The sequence below is a fragment of the Mycolicibacterium brumae genome (assembly GCF_025215495.1).
Taxonomy (GTDB): Bacteria; Actinomycetota; Actinomycetes; order Mycobacteriales; family Mycobacteriaceae; genus Mycobacterium; species Mycobacterium brumae.
In genome coordinates, this window is the sequence record NZ_CP104302.1 from 2,862,703 (window position 1) to 2,877,446 (window position 14,744).

Sequence of the window (14,744 nt, forward strand, 5' to 3'; positions counted from 1 at the left end):
TCGCCAACTGGACCAAGCATGGCGCCGCCCACCGACAAGTCCCTTCGACAGCCGGATCCGCAGCCCGAATCCGCAGCCGGATCGACAACCGGAATCAGAGATCCTCCACCACCACGCGACGCTCTGCCAGACTGGAATCATGCCTCCCAGCGCCAGGCCCCAGGACGAACCGAAACTCACGCTGAGCTCCCTGGGGGCCGCCAGCACCGTCACCGGATCCAAGCACCTGCTGGAGTCCGACGGCAGACGCGTCCTCGTCGACTGCGGATTGTTCCAGGGTCTGAAGAACCTGCGTGAGCTGAACTGGAAGCGGCTGCCGGTCGAGGCCGACGGCATCGACGCGGTCGTCATCACCCACGCCCACCTCGATCACACCGGCTATCTCCCGCGCCTGGTGCGCGACGGCTACCGGGGCCCGATCTACTGCACCCCCGCCACCGCCGCGGTCGCCGAGATTATCCTCCGAGACAGCGCCTACCTGCAGGAGCGCGAGGCGGATCTGCTCAATCGGCACCACGCCACCAAACACGCCCCGGCTCAGCCGCTGTACACCAGCGACGACGCCGAGCAGGCGATCAAGCAGTTTCGGACCCGGCCGTTCGGCCAGGAGTTCACTCTGCCCGAGGGCCCGACGGTCACCTTCCGCCGCGCCGGCCACATCCTTGGCGCCGCGACCGTCGACCTCGCTTGGCAGGGCCGGCGCATCGTGTTCACCGGGGACCTGGGTCGCTACGACGATCCGCTGATGTTCGACCCCGAGCCGGTGCCGGCTGCGGACTACCTGGTGATGGAGTCAACCTACGGCGACCGGATCCACGAACAAACCGATCCACTGGACATTCTCGCCGCCATCATCGATGAGACGGTGTCCCGCGGCGGCACGATCGTCGTTCCGGCCTTCGCCGTCGGTCGCGCGCAGATGCTGCTCTATCTGCTCTGGCGGCTGCGCCGCGCGCACCGTCTTCCCAACATCCCGGTGTACATGGATTCCCCGATGGCGATCAACGCCAGCAACCTGCTGAGCACCTTCGCCGACGATCATCGGCTCAGTCCCGAGATCTATGAGGAGATGTGCGACATCGCCACCTACGCGCGCGATGTCGAAGAGTCCAAACTGATTTCGGCCAGCAACGATCCGAAGATCATCATTTCCGCGAGCGGGATGGGAACCGGCGGACGAGTGTTGCACCACCTCAAGGCGTTTGCGCCGGATCCACGTAACACCATCATGCTGACGGGCTACCAATCCCCAGGCACCCGGGGTCGCGCGATCGCCGACGGTGCGCCGCAGGTGAAGATCTACGGCGAATGGGTCCCGATCAAGGCGCAGGTCGCGAATCTGCGGATGCTTTCGGCGCACGCGGACTCCAACGAGCTCATCCGCTGGGTCTCCGGTTTCACCACGGCGCCCCGGCGAACGTTCATCGTTCATGGCGAACCACAGGCCGCAGAGACCTTGCGATCACGGCTCAAGCGTGAACTCGGCTGGGAGGCAACCGTTCCCCGCCAGAACCAGCTGTTCGAGCTCTAAATCCCCAGCTGCCAGGCCAACTCCGGGCCACCCACTTCCCGAATGAATTCCGGGTCTCCGCACACCACCAGCTGATCGCGCGCCCGGGACAGCCCGACGTACAGTCGCTCGCGGGAGCGGTCCCGCACGCCGGTCTCGTTCACCACCAGCACGACGGCCCGACGCTCCAGGCCCTTGAAGCCGAGGACGTGCCCGTAGAACACCTGCTCGGCGTCCCAGAAGCTGTCCCAGTACGACGTGTTGCCGTCGGCCTGGCGTTCCACTTGCTCGGGATGCCTGCTCCCGGTGACCAACAGGGCGAGGTCTTCGGGGCGCCACCCTTGCTCCAGCAGCCATTCCACGTGATCGTCGCCTACGTCCATGGCCTGGTCGGCAGGGCAAGCGACGAACTTCACCGACGGCCCATCGCCTCCGCGCAACCGCATCGGGTGATCGACCAGCGGCTGGAAGGCCTTTCCGATCTGGCGGGTGTTGCGCAGATTGTGGTCGAGCACCAGCGGGACCAGCGGCACCGGAGGTGAACCATGTCGGTCGAAGACCCGCTGGCCTTCATCGGTGAACACGTACAGACCGCCGGTCTCCTCGTCGCGCAACGCGCCCAGCAGCGGTTCCCACCAGGCGTCGGCGAAGTCCTGCGCCTCGTCGACGACGATCGCGTCGAAGCGGTGCCCATCGTCGAGATCGGCTGCCAGCGAGGCCATTTCACGGGGTAGTTCTTGCTCCCAAAACCGTGCGGTGTCCGCGTTGCGCAGCGTCTCGTCCGGGCCGGCCGGCGCGCCCCAGGTCTTGCCGAGGTCGTGGAACTCCCCGACATAGGCCGGCTGCTGATTGCGCGGCCATCCGGCGGTCACCCGTTCCAGATAGGACGCCAGTCCGTGCGAGTAGCAGACCAGCGCGACACGTTTCCCCTCGCGCGCCAACCGTCGGGCCTGCTCCATCGCCAGGAAGGTCTTTCCACTGCCAGCCCCACCCCGGATCTCTACGCGGTTCAGCAACTGGATGGCGCCCAGGATCATGGACTGCTGCTCGGTGAGAATGTCTGCCGCACTCTCGTTTTCGACGGCCCGCGACACCACCCCGGCCTGGGGTAGCCCGCGTCCGCCGAAAGCCACCTGGAGTTGGTCGATTCCGTCCCCGGTCAGCAGCGGCCGGTCGAGTTCCTGATCAAGCAGGACCCTGCGGAGCTTTCCGACGATGTCGTCGAGGTCGGTTCGGTCGATCACCTTCCAGCGTGGGCAATCCGCCAACGCGAATCCCTCCGGCAGTTCGGTGTTGGGCAGCACCACCACGTGATCCCAACGCAGCCGGCCCTGGGTCCAGCGCGGGTCCGACTCGACGAAGCTGCGCAGCGCGTAGCACGCGTCGCGGGCCTGGCGAACCGGCTCGATGCAATGCTCCTGCCCTCGGCGGATCTGCCGCCAGTTGGTCCCGTCGTGCCAGACCTGGCCGCCCTTGACCTCGAGGCAGACGATGCCGGCGCCCTCGATGGCGACGACGAAGTCGACCTCGTGGTCCTTGAGGTGGTCGGTGACGCGCTTGCCGGCGACCAGCACGTCGCCGGAACCCAGCTGCTGGTTCAGCAGCGTCCACACCTGGCGCTCGGCCCCGTTGGCCAGCCGCGGCTCGCCTCCACGAGCATTCGACACACGGATCCCCTCGCCCTGGCTATGACGGCTTTCAGCGAGGCTATCGAATGCCCGACCTGCGCGGACCGCGACCCGCACTACCATCGATGACAAGCTGCTGTGGGAGGCGTCAATGATCCGGATGGTCGTTCCGGTGCTGCTGGTCATCGGGACCTTCGTGCTCGTGTACATGGCAATGGGGGCGCTCGGTGGCTCGAAACAGCCATTGGGCCCGGCCCCGGCCACCCCGAAGGGGGCCCTGAGCTCGACCCAGTGGACGGTGCTGTCGCTGACGGGACTGCTCGCGTTCAGCGGCGCCATCGCTCTCGCGATTCTCACCGACGGGTTCTGGTGGGCGATTCCGGTCGCCGCCTGGATCGCCGGACTGATCGCCACCCGACGGTCGGCCAAGAGCCGCGGGGTGAAGGCCGAAGCGGAGGAACAGGCAGCGCAGGAGGCGCACATCGACGAGCTCAGCAAGCCGGAACGGGTGCTGCTGGAGAACGCCGAGGCCGCCGTCAAGCGCATCCAGAGCACCGAGGCCGCGCAAGCCGGTTGGCTCGGCGATCCCGCGGATCTGGACTTCAGCGCGGACCTGCAGTTCATCGCCAACAACACCGCGACCGCACGCCGGTTGCGCAATCTCATCTTCGAGCTGGGCGAAATTCCGAATCCCAGCCCGGCGGATCGCACCTTGATCACCGATGCCGAACGTGAAATCGACAGTCTGGCGGTGCATTCCATCGAGCGAACCCGCCTGCTCGAGTCGTGCGCGGAGAAGGCCGAACGGATCGACGAGTCGCTGCGCGAGGATCGGGAGAACGAGCGCAACGAGTTGCACCGCGACGAGGTGCGAGCCCGGATGTCGGCCCTGCTCTACGGCACCGGCAGCGGCGCCGGCACGGCTAGCCCGACCAGCACGCCCTCGGCATCCGCGGACCGCGTCGTCGCGCTGACGGCGGCGTTCCAGGAGCTCAAGGACACCATCGACTTCGACCGGACCGCCGCGGGCATGATTCCTCGGGACCTCGACCGCTGAGCAATCCCCGCGCAGCCAGGCCGGCGCACTCAGTCCGCGCGCACTCACGCCGGCCACCCATTTACCCGGTTCCTGTGAAAAACCTGAGCACGGCGCCCTAAGGTGGCGTAAGTCCACTTCTACTTGGGGGGTTCCCGTCATGGTCCGTGTGTTGTCCGCTTCCGCCCTCGCCATCGGAGTGCTGGGAGTGACCGCCGCGCCCGCGGCGGTGGCCGCGCCTTACAAGAACTGCTCCGAGGCCCGCGCCAACGGCGACACCGACATCCCGTCGTCCAGCGACAAGTACGGCAGCCACCTGGACAGGGACGGCGACGGCATCGGTTGCGAGTCCTGATCCGCGCGCTGCTGGCAGCCCTGCTGCTGACCGGGCTGGTCAGCTGCTCCACGCGGGCCACCGCCGAAGTCGTCGACACCACCGCCGTCGTGCTTCGGGTGGTCGACGGCGACACCATCGACGTGCGCGACGACAACCGCGGCCGGCTGCGCATCCGGGTGCTCGGCATCGACACTCCGGAGACCAAGAAACCCCGATACACCGTCGGCTGCTGGGGTCCGGAGGCGACCGCGTTCGCCCAAGAGCAGCTGCTCGATCAGCGGGTGGCCGTCGTGTACGACGACACCCAGGACCTGCACGACCACTACGGGCGCACGCTGGCCTACCTGGTCAAGGCCGACGGCTGGGACTACTCGGTGGAGGCCGCGCGGGCCGGGACGGCGCACGCCTACATCTACGATGACAACCCGGTGCAGCGGTACCCGCTGATCGCGGCCGCCGAGGCCGAGGCCCGAGCAGCCGGGCGGGGTCTCTGGGGCCCGCCCTGCAACGGCAACACCGAATCGGTCCGGCGCTAAGGAGGCCAGTGTGGCCACGGCAATCATCATCGTCTCCGCGGTGTTCTTCGCCGGCATGGGCGTGGTCGCGATGGTCACCCCGGACGGCACGATGAAACCGTTCGGGACGGTGCTCCCCCAGTCCACCGCACGCGCCGAGATCCGCGCGGTCTACGGCGGGTTCGGGTTGGCGATCGCCGCGGTGCTCGGCTACGCCGCCGCCACACCGGGCCCGGTGCGCACCGGGATCCTGCTGACCGTCGGCGCGGCGATGGCCGGGATGGCGATCGGGCGGGTGGTGTCGGCGTTCATCGACGACCGAACCCCGTTCTACCCCAACTGGTTCTACGCGCTGGTCGAGGTCGTTATCGCGGCCCCACTGTTCTTCGTGGCCTGCGGCTGACTCAAAACCACGTGGTAGTCCGCGTCGATCGGGCGGCCCAGCATCTCGATCATCTTGTCCCGCCGGAACGGCCACAGATCGATGGTGTTCCCCTCGGTGAAGTACCACGAGTTGCACCCGGTGTTCCACACGGTCGGGCCCATCGCCACGGCGACCTCGTCGTTGAAGCGGCTGGTGGCCTCCTCGGTCACCTCGACCTGCGAGAGCTCCCCGGCGCGGAACCGCTCCAGCCAGGCAGCGATGTACTTCGCGGTCAGTTCCGAGGAGTACTGCAGGTGGATGGACCCCGACGGCGAGTTCGGGCCCAGCACGGTGAACAGGTTGGGGAAGCCGGGGATGGCGGTCATCGCATACGCCCGCGGCCCCTTGCCCCAGGCGTCGTCGATGCTGAGGCCGTCGCGGCCGATCACCCGCATCGGCCGCATGTAGTCATGTGCGCGGAATCCCGTTGCCAACACAATGATGTCGGTCTGGTGCAGGGCCCCGTCGGCGGTGCGGATGCCGGTCGGGGTCACCTCCGCGATGTCCTCGGTGATCAGCGCGGCGTTGTCGGCTTGGATCGCCGGGTAGTACCGGCCCGAGATCACCTGCCGTTTGCACAGCGGCTCGTAGTCGGGGGTGAGCTTGTCACGCAGCTCCGGGTCGCGGACCTGAAGCCGTAGTGACAGGCGGGCGTAGTTCTGCACCAGGCTCCGCCGCCACGACGGTCGGGTGCAGATGTCGGCCAGGATCTGTGATCCCCACAGCAGCGAGTCGAACATCCGCTTGTGCAGGCCCGGATACCGGCCCAGCAACGCCGCGGTTCCGGGCAGCTGCGGCATCGACATGGGCGCCCACAGCACCCACTGCGGCGAGCGCACATAGTGCTCAATGGACGCGGCGACGCGTTGCAGCGCCGAAACCACCTGCACGCCAGTGGATCCGGTGCCGATGACGGCGATCCTCTTGCCGTCGGTCACCAGATCGTCGTCCCAGCGTGCGGTGTGCACGACGGGACCGTCGAAGTCGTCGAGCCCCGGGATGTCGGGGATGGCGGGATGGTGCAGCACCCCGGTGGCGCACACCACGAAGTCGGCGACGTGGGTGTCGCCGGCGGCGGTGGTGACCGTCCAGGTCTGCGCCGCGTCATCCCATTCGGCGGCGACGACTTCGGTGTTCAGCTGGATCAGCGGCGTCAGACCGAGTTTGTCGACGACGTCGCGGTGGTAGCGCTGGATGGCCGGCCCGTCGGCCCAGACGTGGTTCCAGTCCGGCTTCGGCGCGAAGCCGAACTGGTAGATCTGGGAGGGCACATCGCAGGTCAGCCCCGGATAGTGGTTCCAGTGCCACACGCCGCCGACATCGGATCCCTTCTCCAGCACGGTGATGTTGCCGAACCCGCGTTCCCGCAGCACGTGCGCGGTGCTGATCCCGGCGACGCCGGCGCCGATGATGACCACGCGGGGATCGCGGCCGGTCATGCGCTCGCCTCGGCCGTCAACGCCCGACGCACAGTCTTGGGCGCGGTGACCATCGCCGCTTCGAACGCGGCGCGGCGGTGGCCGCGGTCCATGAAGTTCGGGCCGAGTCCGGCCAGGTCGGCGCGGTCGGGGGTGATGACGACGACGGTCGTGCCACGGGCGCGGGCCGCGGCCACCTCCTCATCGAGGGTCTTGGACATCGGCCGGCGCAACAGGGCGTCCTCCAGCAAGCCGCCGATTCCCGGAACACGTTGTCCGGCAGCCGAAGCCATCGGCGCGATCACGTAGATGACATCGGCTTCGTCGGCGCCGATCAGGTCGACCGATGCGGTGGAGCGGGCGCCGCCGTCGACGTAGCGGTGGCCGTCGACGGCGACGACGGGCATCCAACCGGGAATGGCCCAGGACGCGCGCAACGCTTCCCCGACGGTCGCGGTCGGGGCGCCGGGCGCACCGAAGGCCACCCGCCGGCCGACGTCGATATCGAAAGCCACCATGCGAGAGCCTGGGTGCGCCAGCCAGGGGCCCTCGGCGAACCCGTCGGCCAATCGCTGCAGCCAGCTCGCGTCGCCGCGCCCCTCGGGGGCGATCCCGGTCAGCGCGGCCAGCCCGGATTGCGAGCGCAGCAGGCGCGGGTTCAGCAGCCGGGGAGCGGGCAGCGGCGGCAGGTTCGACGGGGTGTCGGCGAGGTGCGCGCTCAATCGCGGGTCGGCGCTCTGGCCGCGCTGCATGGCCACCAGATCCTCGACCCGCACGCCGCCGCCGATCATGGTGACCATCTCGGCGCCCGCCGAGGTGCCCTGCAGGATGTCGAAATCCCCTGCTGCGACGCTGATCTCATCGCACAGCGCGGACAGCGCCGCGATGATCCAGGCGCCGCCGATGGTGCCGCCGCAACCGATGACCAGCGCGCGTCGGGTCATTTCGCCGCCTCGCTGATCTCACCGTGCTCGCGGGCCTGGCGTTCCAGGCGGTCGGTATAGGCGGCGCGACCGTCAACGTCGATGGAGGTCAGCGCACGACGGTCGTCGATGAGCCGGCGGGCCACGTTCTGCACACCCTCGGGCACGAAGCTGCGGGCGTCCCAGGCCGGGGCGACCCATTTCGGCACCGATCGGCGGGCGGCCTTCGAGCCGGTGACCTCGAGGATCGCGGCTGCGACGTCCTGCGGGTCGACGGTCGGCATCCCGCCGCCGAGCGTCGCGCCGGAGGACAGTTCGGTGCGCACCGCCGACGGCAGGATGGCCGAGACGCTCACCCCGGTGCCGAGGTATTCCTGCCGGGCGGCCAGGGACGCGCCGAGCACCGCGAACTTGCTGGCGTTGTAGGTGACCATGCCGGGGATGGCGATCATCCCGGCCATCGAGGCGACGTTGATGATCTGACCGCGACCGCGTTCGACCATGCCGGCCACCACGGCTTGCATGCCATTGAGCACGCCGCGCACGTTCACGTCGAGGATCAGGTCCCGGACCTCTTCGCGCTCGTCGGCCAGCGGGCCCAGCGGCATGACGCCGGCGTTGTTGACCAGGATGTCGACGGGTCCGTCCTCGGATTCGACGCGGGCGACGAAGTCTCTCCAGGACGCCATGTCGGTGACGTCGAGGCGTCCGCCGTTGACGCCGAGAGCGGCCGCGGTGGCCGCGCACACGTCGTCGTCGACGTCGCCGATCCATACTCGCGCGCCGCGGGCGGCGAACAGTTCGGCGGTCGCCGCGCCGATGCCGCGCGCTCCTCCGGTGATGAGGACCCGCAGGCCGTCGACCGAGGGATTCTTGCCGTTGCCCAACAAACCCACTGCGCGCCTCCTCGGCGTTCGAATTAGCGGACCGATATGTCAGTCAGCGTAGCGCAGTGTGACAACGGGCACATCCACCACGCCGAATGACCGCTTCCGCGGTCGGTATACGCTCAGCGCCACCCCCTGCGAAAGGACACCCATGGCCCGCTACGTCAGCGAGACCGTTTTCCCGGCCCCGCGCGAGATCGTCTACGACGTGTTCGCCGACCGGGAGGGATACAGCAGGTTCATGCCGGTGGGATCCAAGCTGGTGCGCGCCGGCAAGGATCAGCGCCAGGGCGTCGGCGCGGTGCACAAGATCGGCCTCGGCCCGATCGGGGCCAGCGAGGAGATCGTCGAGCTCGTTCCCGGCGAGAAGATCGTGTACAAGGTGGTCGGCGGGCTGCCGGTGCGCTCGCACATCGGCGCCATCGTGCTGGCCGACCACCCGGAGGGGACGCTGGTGACCTACTCGATGGATTCGACTCCGTCGCTGCCGGTGCCCGACGCCGTGATCGTCCCGGTGCTGCGCGGCCTGACCACCACTCTGGTCAAGGGCGCGGCCAAGGAATCCAAGCGTCGGGCCGGCAACAGGTAACGGATCTAGCGCCGGAAGCGGCTCTTCGCTTCGGCGCGGACGTTCTTGGATCGGTCACGCAGCTCGACGGCCGCGTCCTCGAGGGCGGCCTGGGCGTCCACGGCCTTCTCGCCGGCGACCGCGGCGGCCTGCTCCAGCCGGGGTTTGGCGACCGCGGCCGCGTGCGAGGCCCGCTCGGCGACGACATTCGCGGCGTGCTCGACGCGCGGCTTCGCGGCCTCGACAAAGCCCGAGATCCGTTCTGCGGCCACATCTTTGCCATCACCGAGCCGTTCGGCGGCGACGGCGGCGGCGTGCTTGGCCTTGTCGACGTACTCGTCAACGTCGATGTGGTGCGAGTCATCGGAGAAGCGGTCGGAGGCGCGGGCGGCCAGCTTGCGGGCCCGCCACTTGACCCCCGGCTTGCCCTCGGTGTCGAAGCCGGCGATCAGCAGCCCACCCATCAGGGAGGCGTCCTTGAGGAACCGCATGGTCTTCTCCTGCCGGGCGACGGGGTCCGACTCCGCCCAGAACTGCTGCGTCACCGCGGCGGGCGCCAGCGAACCGGCGAGCACCAGGGACGCCAACCGCGGCAGCTTGCCGGCCGCCAACAACAGCCCCGCCCCCAGCTGCACGCCACCGTAGGCGCGCGCCAAGGTCTGGTCGTCGAGCTGCGGGGACGCCACCGGGAACTCCATCTCGGCCGCGGTGTCGATCAGCGGCTTGGCCCGGTCGACCACCGGAGCGGGGTTGGTCAGCGCTCGGAATCCGGAGTAGACGAAGACCGATCCCAGGAGCGGACGGGCGATTTGGCGGATCACAGGTGTTTCCCTTCTGCCGCGGACGGCGCGGCGGTGATTGGGCGCGCGGCATCCGCCGCGCACCGTGGTTCGGATCAGTGCTTTCGGAGAGCGTCGATCAGTTCGTTCTTATTCATCGACGAACGGCCGTCGATATCGAGTTCCGCGGCGCGTTCACGCAGTTCGTCGACGGTCCACTCGTCGTAGGACGGGGACTTTCCGCCGCGGCGGCCGACGGCGCTGCGGCTGGTGTCCGCCGCGGCGTTGGCGATCCGCGCCGATTTCTCCTTCGAGTTGCCCTCGTCGCGGAGCTTCTCGTAGAGCTCTTTGTCTTTGACGCTGGGCCCGGGGTCACGCTGTGGCATGGGGCCGCCTTTCGCTGACGTGGTCGGTGTACGGACACCGAGTACCCGCCCGCGCCGGGTTTCAACCGGGCCCAGGTGTCGGCGGCTCGACCGCCGTCCGCCCGAACCCGCTCACACCAGCCTCCGGTGCCCCGTCAGCCACGCCGCGCAGCGGTAGAGCACTTCCAGCGGGGACAGCCCGGCCTCGTCGAGGTCACGTCGCCGGAGGAACGCCGCGCCCGCCCCGACGCGTGCGCCATCGGCGTCGTACCCCCACAGCCGAGCCGGGATGGCATGGGTGCTCAGCCGCTGGGTCCACCAGTCCAGCTCGATAGGCGCGACATCGTCCTCGACGACCAGGTGATAGTCCTGCTTCCGGCACCACTGCGCGCATTCGTCCGGAAGCCGCAGGTCCCACCGTGTGTGTCCATGGCGTCATGGTCGCACCGGCCACCGACAAGTCCGGAGACTCGATCAGCGGCGCACGCGGCTCTTCGCCCGGGCCCGCAACTCCGCGGACTTCTCGTGCAGGTCGCCGACCTTGTCGCTGAGCACAACCTGGGCGTCGGCGGCCTTCTCCGCGGCGACCGCGGCCGCGTGCGAGATCTTCGGCTTGGCCACGGCCGCCGCGTGCGAGGCGCGCTCGGCGGCCACACTCGCGGCGTGCTCGACGCGCGGCTTGGCGGCGTCGACGGCGTCCGAGATCCGTTCGGCCGCAGCCGAACTGCGGTCCTCGAAGCGCTCCCCCAGGTTCGCCGCGGCGGCCTTGGCGCGATCGGCGTACTCGGCGAGGTGCACCGTCTGGTCGGCGACCAGACCGAGCGCCGCTGCCTTCTTGGCGGCTTTCTTGGCCAGCCGTCGGGCCCGCCACTGCACCCCGGGCTTGCCTTCGGTGTCGAAGCCGGCGATCATCAGGCCGCCGATCAGGGAGGCGTCCTTGAGGAAGTCGGCCGCCTTCTGCTGGCGGGCGGCGTCGTCGGGCTCATCCCAGAAGCGGTGGGTGACCGTCGCCGGGGCCATGGTTCCGGCCAGCGCCAGCGAGGAGATCCGCGGCAGCTTCCCGGTGGCCAGCAGCAGCCCGGCGCCCAACTGGACTCCGCCGTAGGCCCGCGCCAGCGTCAGGTTGTCCGGCTGCGACGCCCCGCCCAGCAGGTTGAGGTCGGTGGCGGTGTCGATCAGCGGCTCGACTGCGGCGGCCACTGGGGTGGGGTTCACCAGCGCCCGGAATCCGGAGTAAACGAAGAACGAACCCAGCAGCGGTCGGGCGATACGGCGGATCATTGAGCGAGAGTCCTTTCGGCGCGCGGACCCAAGCGCCTACCGCGGCCCCCGGGCATCGATCAACCCGTTCCGGGTGATCGTGTCCGCCCGATGATAGGCCGAGCGGCGGCAGGTGTCGCGGAAAGCGCGAAGCCTCGCCGCGACACCTGCCGAAGATATGTCGGCGCGCACCCGCGAGCACACTGTCGGCGGCGACGAGCACAATGCTTGGAATGACGAACGCCGAGTTGCTCGAGCAGTTCACGGATTGGCTCAATGAGTGTCAGTACCCCGCTCCGGAGTCGGCCGCGGCCGCGGCCGAGCTCCTCGTCAACTGGTGGAATGGCGCACGCGGCGGTCCGTTGGCGGACGTCGGCGAGCCCGATATTCGTGAGTTCCTGCTGCGCTGGTGCCCGCGACAGCTGACCATGGCGCCGGAAGACGCACCCGGGATGTGCGACGAGTTGGCCGAGTTCCTGCTTTTTCTGGGATTGGGCCGCCGCGCGCCGGGCGGTCCAGCGCACTTCCGCAGGCTCGCCCGGCAGACCCTCGGGTTGTCAGACGCCATGCAAGCCGCGATGGCGGACCCCAACAATTGGGGAATGGCCAAGTCGATGTTCGCGGGGGTCGCGGACGCCGATTCCTTGACGGAGGAGGAGCTGCTCGCCGCCGTTCAGCAGCAGGTGGACGAACACAACGCATTGTCGCTCGAGGAGCGACACGCGCGGACCGACCGGTTCTTCACCGAAGGACCGAAGCTCCTGGAGTTGCCGTTCCCCTACATCCCTCCTACGGAAGCAGAGGTCACCGCCGACGTGGCCGTGGCCGCGCTACCCGCCAAGGTGCGGGCATTGCGCGACTACCTCGGGGAGAACGGCGTGCCGCTCACCGCGAAAGGGAACTTGAAGCTCGCCGACGGGCGGGCTCTGGTTGAGCTCCTGGACACCGGCGATGACATCGACCCGCAAATCGGCTCACGTGTCTTCCGGACGATGTCGACTCAGGAGTTGAGATCCCTGATGTTCCTGGTCGGCGTTGCCCGGCGCGCCGGTGCGGTGCGCCTGTACCGCAACCGGCTGGCGCCGGTCGAAGCGTGGGCGAAACGACCCGATGTCGACGCTGCGGCCAAGTTGTTCGCGTCGGTCATCGAACCGGGGCCGCTCCCCACCGACGGGACGGGGTTCTTCAATGACGTCTACGAAACCGTCAACGGCGGCGTGGTGACCTGGCTGTCTCGGTTGCTGGAGCCCGGCAGCAGCCTCGAGTTCGACGCCATCCACGAGATGAACAAGGGGGCCATACGCGTCCAGTTCGACGACGAATTCATCGAACGCTACGTCTCCGGAACAAGCCTGGAACGGGATCTCAGTCAAGTGCTGGCGGCACTCGTCATGACCGGCGCCGTCCATTGGGCCGACAGGCACGAACAGGCAGATCACTGGGGATCGCCGTTCTGGACGGGCGGGTCGATCGCACTCACCGCCTTCGGGCGGCGCGTGCTGCCTGAGCACCTCGAGGGCGCCGGCATCAAACTTGCCGACGGTCCCGACTTTGCGAACCTTGACGCGAGAGAACTGGTTGATGAACTGAATTCTGCTCCGTCACAAGCACATTCATCAATCCTGGCAGCGTGGCGACCGGATCTGGCTCCCACCGAGCGAGCCGCGTTGGTGGCCGCGATGGCCGGCGAAGCAACCGACTCCTTCAGCCGGATCGCGGGGATCCACTTACTCGGCCACTTCGAAGCCGACGTCGCCGAACCCCATGTGCGGCAATTGCTCGACACCGAGGCCGCGGGCCACGCGGCCATCTGGTTACTCGATCGTGAGTTGGCCGAACCGGAGACGGTGGCCGCGTTCATCACGCCCGCCGTCCTGGTGGACATCCTGTCCCAACTGGTCGAGTTCCCCGACGCGCTGTGCCAGCAGTTCCTCACCGCACCCGATCCGGAACAGCTGCTGGATTATCTCTGGCATCACCCCGCCGCAGAGGCAGAAGCCGTGCTCAACGTCTTGGGAAGAAGCCTGCCCGACCGTCGGCTTGCCAAGCTCGCACGAACTGCCGCGATGAAACACCGCAGCTGGTCGGCCAACCGTGAAAGCAGAGGTCAGGCCTGAGCCCAGTTCCGCAGCGCGGCCATCAGGTCGCGCTCGGCGGGGTCGGACTCGACGTCCGATTCACCCGGGGAGAACCAGTCGGCGAGTTCGCCGACGTGAAGGTCTTCGATTGTCTGGGACATCGTGCTCACCTCACATATCTGGGTTCTTCGCAAAGCCCGTCAGCTGACGTTGGCGAATTCCCGGACCTTGCGGCCCACGGCGGTGGATTCGTGCCAGGTGGCCAGCTGGCTCAGCAGCCGGTCCGGCAGGATCGCGCCGGGGTTGGCGGCCGGCGCGCTGGTGTCGGCGTAGACGATCGAGGCCGGCAGCGGCTGCACGGTCGCCAGCGCGACGGCGGCGGCGACCTGCGGGACGGCCGGATCGTGCTGGTGGGCCAGCGCCTGCGCCTCCGGGGAGTCCTCGGCGGCCTCCAGGAAGTCGCCGGTGACGACGGTGCACGCGACACCGCGGCGGCTGATCTCCGGACGCATGGCGTAGAGGTCGGACTCGTCGTCGCGCTTGCTGGCCAGGATGGGCTCGTAGCCCTTCAGCACACCCTTGTTCGGGTAGAAGTGCGCCTGGTTGCTGGTGACGAACACGATCCGCGAGCCGGGGGCCATCAGCTCCAGGGCGGCGGCGACGAACTTGCGCTGCGCGTCGCGCTTGGCGGCCTTGGCGTCGGCGGACACCGGGACCGCGGTGGCGTTGAGCACCAGGGTGTCGATGTGGCCGAACTGGCGGCGGATGTCGTCGGTCATCGCGGAGACGGAGTCGCCGTCGAGGATGTCGGTCTCCAGGGCGCGGGCCTCTCCGCCGGCGCCGCGGATGTCGGCGACGACGGCGTCGGCGTCATCCCGGTTGTCCCGGTAGGCGACGATGACCTGCGCGCCGTTCTGCGCGAGCTGGCGTGCGACCTCGGCGCCGAGTCCGCAGGATGCGCCAGTGACCAGCGCGACCTGCGGCTGAGTGTCTGTGTGCATATCGCGACCTTTCGC

The 14,744-nt window shown here is 68.6% G+C and carries 16 protein-coding genes; 7 read left to right on the forward strand and 9 right to left on the reverse strand.

What is annotated here, in order from left to right:
• Window positions 1–139: 139 nt before the first annotated feature.
• Entirely contained in the window at window positions 140–1,531 is a 1,392-nt protein-coding gene (locus L2Z93_RS13965) for an MBL fold metallo-hydrolase RNA specificity domain-containing protein (protein WP_090593731.1), read from the forward strand.
• On the opposite strand, the gene L2Z93_RS13970 is transcribed toward L2Z93_RS13965, so the two are convergent.
• Entirely contained in the window at window positions 1,528–3,177 is a 1,650-nt protein-coding gene (locus tag L2Z93_RS13970; protein ID WP_234786299.1) for an NERD domain-containing protein, read from the reverse strand. The genes L2Z93_RS13965 and L2Z93_RS13970 overlap by 4 nt on opposite strands.
• A 112-nt stretch (window positions 3,178–3,289) precedes the next feature.
• Between L2Z93_RS13970 and L2Z93_RS13975 the strand changes: the two genes are divergently transcribed.
• The 4 genes from L2Z93_RS13975 to L2Z93_RS13990 all read left to right on the forward strand — a co-directional run bounded on the left by L2Z93_RS13975 (window position 3,290) and on the right by L2Z93_RS13990 (window position 5,429).
• Complete coding sequence (locus L2Z93_RS13975) at window positions 3,290–4,195, forward strand: hypothetical protein (protein ID WP_090593737.1); 906 nt, start codon at window positions 3,290–3,292, stop codon at window positions 4,193–4,195.
• A 148-nt stretch (window positions 4,196–4,343) separates the two neighbouring features.
• Window positions 4,344–4,529, forward strand: coding sequence for an excalibur calcium-binding domain-containing protein (locus tag L2Z93_RS13980; protein ID WP_306439047.1), 186 nt, complete (start codon window positions 4,344–4,346; stop codon window positions 4,527–4,529).
• A complete protein-coding gene (locus L2Z93_RS13985; RefSeq protein ID WP_234786300.1) occupies window positions 4,517–5,047 on the forward strand; it encodes a thermonuclease family protein in 531 nt (176 codons plus the stop codon). The genes L2Z93_RS13980 and L2Z93_RS13985 overlap by 13 nt, the downstream gene beginning before the upstream one ends.
• Window positions 5,048–5,057: 10 nt before the next feature.
• Window positions 5,058–5,429 carry a DUF4345 domain-containing protein gene (locus L2Z93_RS13990; RefSeq protein ID WP_193438950.1) on the forward strand — a complete coding sequence of 124 codons (372 nt, stop codon included), beginning with the start codon at window positions 5,058–5,060 and terminating at the stop codon, window positions 5,427–5,429.
• Here the strand turns inward: L2Z93_RS13990 and L2Z93_RS13995 are convergent.
• From L2Z93_RS13995 to L2Z93_RS14005, 3 genes are read right to left on the reverse strand one after another with little or no spacing between them, the layout of a single operon-like run.
• Window positions 5,372–6,889 carry a flavin-containing monooxygenase gene (locus L2Z93_RS13995; protein ID WP_090593742.1) on the reverse strand — a complete coding sequence of 506 codons (1,518 nt, stop codon included), beginning with the start codon at window positions 6,887–6,889 and terminating at the stop codon, window positions 5,372–5,374. The two genes, L2Z93_RS13990 and L2Z93_RS13995, sit on opposite strands and share 58 nt — an antisense overlap.
• Window positions 6,886–7,812 carry a patatin-like phospholipase family protein gene (locus tag L2Z93_RS14000; protein ID WP_090593745.1) on the reverse strand — a complete coding sequence of 309 codons (927 nt, stop codon included), beginning with the start codon at window positions 7,810–7,812 and terminating at the stop codon, window positions 6,886–6,888. The genes L2Z93_RS13995 and L2Z93_RS14000 overlap by 4 nt, the downstream gene beginning before the upstream one ends.
• Window positions 7,809–8,678 (reverse strand): SDR family oxidoreductase, encoded by an 870-nt coding sequence (locus L2Z93_RS14005; protein WP_090593836.1) that lies wholly within the window; start codon window positions 8,676–8,678, stop codon window positions 7,809–7,811. The genes L2Z93_RS14000 and L2Z93_RS14005 overlap by 4 nt, the downstream gene beginning before the upstream one ends.
• Before the next feature lie 151 nt (window positions 8,679–8,829).
• Between L2Z93_RS14005 and L2Z93_RS14010 the strand changes: the two genes are divergently transcribed.
• Complete coding sequence (locus L2Z93_RS14010; RefSeq protein ID WP_090593750.1) at window positions 8,830–9,267, forward strand: SRPBCC family protein; 438 nt, start codon at window positions 8,830–8,832, stop codon at window positions 9,265–9,267.
• Window positions 9,268–9,272: 5 nt separating this feature from the next.
• Here the strand turns inward: L2Z93_RS14010 and L2Z93_RS14015 are convergent, their stop codons facing one another.
• From L2Z93_RS14015 to L2Z93_RS14025, 3 genes are all read right to left on the reverse strand, one after another.
• Window positions 9,273–10,067 carry a DoxX family membrane protein gene (locus L2Z93_RS14015; RefSeq protein ID WP_162562044.1) on the reverse strand — a complete coding sequence of 265 codons (795 nt, stop codon included), beginning with the start codon at window positions 10,065–10,067 and terminating at the stop codon, window positions 9,273–9,275.
• A gap of 74 nt (window positions 10,068–10,141) precedes the next feature.
• Window positions 10,142–10,411 (reverse strand): Rho termination factor N-terminal domain-containing protein, encoded by a 270-nt coding sequence (locus L2Z93_RS14020; protein WP_090593756.1) that lies wholly within the window; start codon window positions 10,409–10,411, stop codon window positions 10,142–10,144.
• A 453-nt stretch (window positions 10,412–10,864) separates the two neighbouring features.
• The gene (locus tag L2Z93_RS14025; RefSeq protein ID WP_090593759.1) at window positions 10,865–11,671 is read right to left on the reverse strand and encodes a DoxX family protein; all 807 of its coding nucleotides are present in this window, start codon (window positions 11,669–11,671) and stop codon (window positions 10,865–10,867) included.
• Between the two features lie 212 nt (window positions 11,672–11,883).
• Here L2Z93_RS14025 and L2Z93_RS14030 point away from each other — a divergent pair, with 212 nt between their 5' ends.
• Entirely contained in the window at window positions 11,884–13,767 is a 1,884-nt protein-coding gene (locus L2Z93_RS14030) for a hypothetical protein (RefSeq protein WP_090593762.1), read from the forward strand.
• On the opposite strand, the gene L2Z93_RS14035 is transcribed toward L2Z93_RS14030, so the two are convergent.
• Window positions 13,758–13,889 (reverse strand): hypothetical protein, encoded by a 132-nt coding sequence (locus tag L2Z93_RS14035; protein ID WP_260575422.1) that lies wholly within the window; start codon window positions 13,887–13,889, stop codon window positions 13,758–13,760. The two genes, L2Z93_RS14030 and L2Z93_RS14035, sit on opposite strands and share 10 nt — an antisense overlap.
• 39 nt (window positions 13,890–13,928) lie before the next feature.
• Window positions 13,929–14,729, reverse strand: coding sequence for an SDR family oxidoreductase (locus tag L2Z93_RS14040; protein WP_090593764.1), 801 nt, complete (start codon window positions 14,727–14,729; stop codon window positions 13,929–13,931).
• Window positions 14,730–14,744 lie beyond the last annotated feature (15 nt).

Bases quoted from the DNA above. Each gene is read 5' to 3' on its own strand.
- L2Z93_RS13965 (WP_090593731.1), top strand. From the start codon at position 140: ATGCCTCCCAGCGCCAGGCCCCAGGACGAACCGAAACTCACGCTGAGC.
- L2Z93_RS13975 (WP_090593737.1), top strand. From the start codon at position 3,290: ATGATCCGGATGGTCGTTCCGGTGCTGCTGGTCATCGGGACCTTCGTG.
- L2Z93_RS13995 (WP_090593742.1), bottom strand. From the start codon at position 6,889: ATGACCGGCCGCGATCCCCGCGTGGTCATCATCGGCGCCGGCGTCGCC.
- L2Z93_RS14000 (WP_090593745.1), bottom strand. From the start codon at position 7,812: ATGACCCGACGCGCGCTGGTCATCGGTTGCGGCGGCACCATCGGCGGC.
- L2Z93_RS14010 (WP_090593750.1), top strand. From the start codon at position 8,830: ATGGCCCGCTACGTCAGCGAGACCGTTTTCCCGGCCCCGCGCGAGATC.
- L2Z93_RS14020 (WP_090593756.1), bottom strand. From the start codon at position 10,411: ATGCCACAGCGTGACCCCGGGCCCAGCGTCAAAGACAAAGAGCTCTAC.
- L2Z93_RS14025 (WP_090593759.1), bottom strand. From the start codon at position 11,671: ATGATCCGCCGTATCGCCCGACCGCTGCTGGGTTCGTTCTTCGTTTAC.
- L2Z93_RS14030 (WP_090593762.1), top strand. From the start codon at position 11,884: ATGACGAACGCCGAGTTGCTCGAGCAGTTCACGGATTGGCTCAATGAG.
- L2Z93_RS14035 (WP_260575422.1), bottom strand. From the start codon at position 13,889: ATGTCCCAGACAATCGAAGACCTTCACGTCGGCGAACTCGCCGACTGG.
- L2Z93_RS14040 (WP_090593764.1), bottom strand. From the start codon at position 14,729: ATGCACACAGACACTCAGCCGCAGGTCGCGCTGGTCACTGGCGCATCC.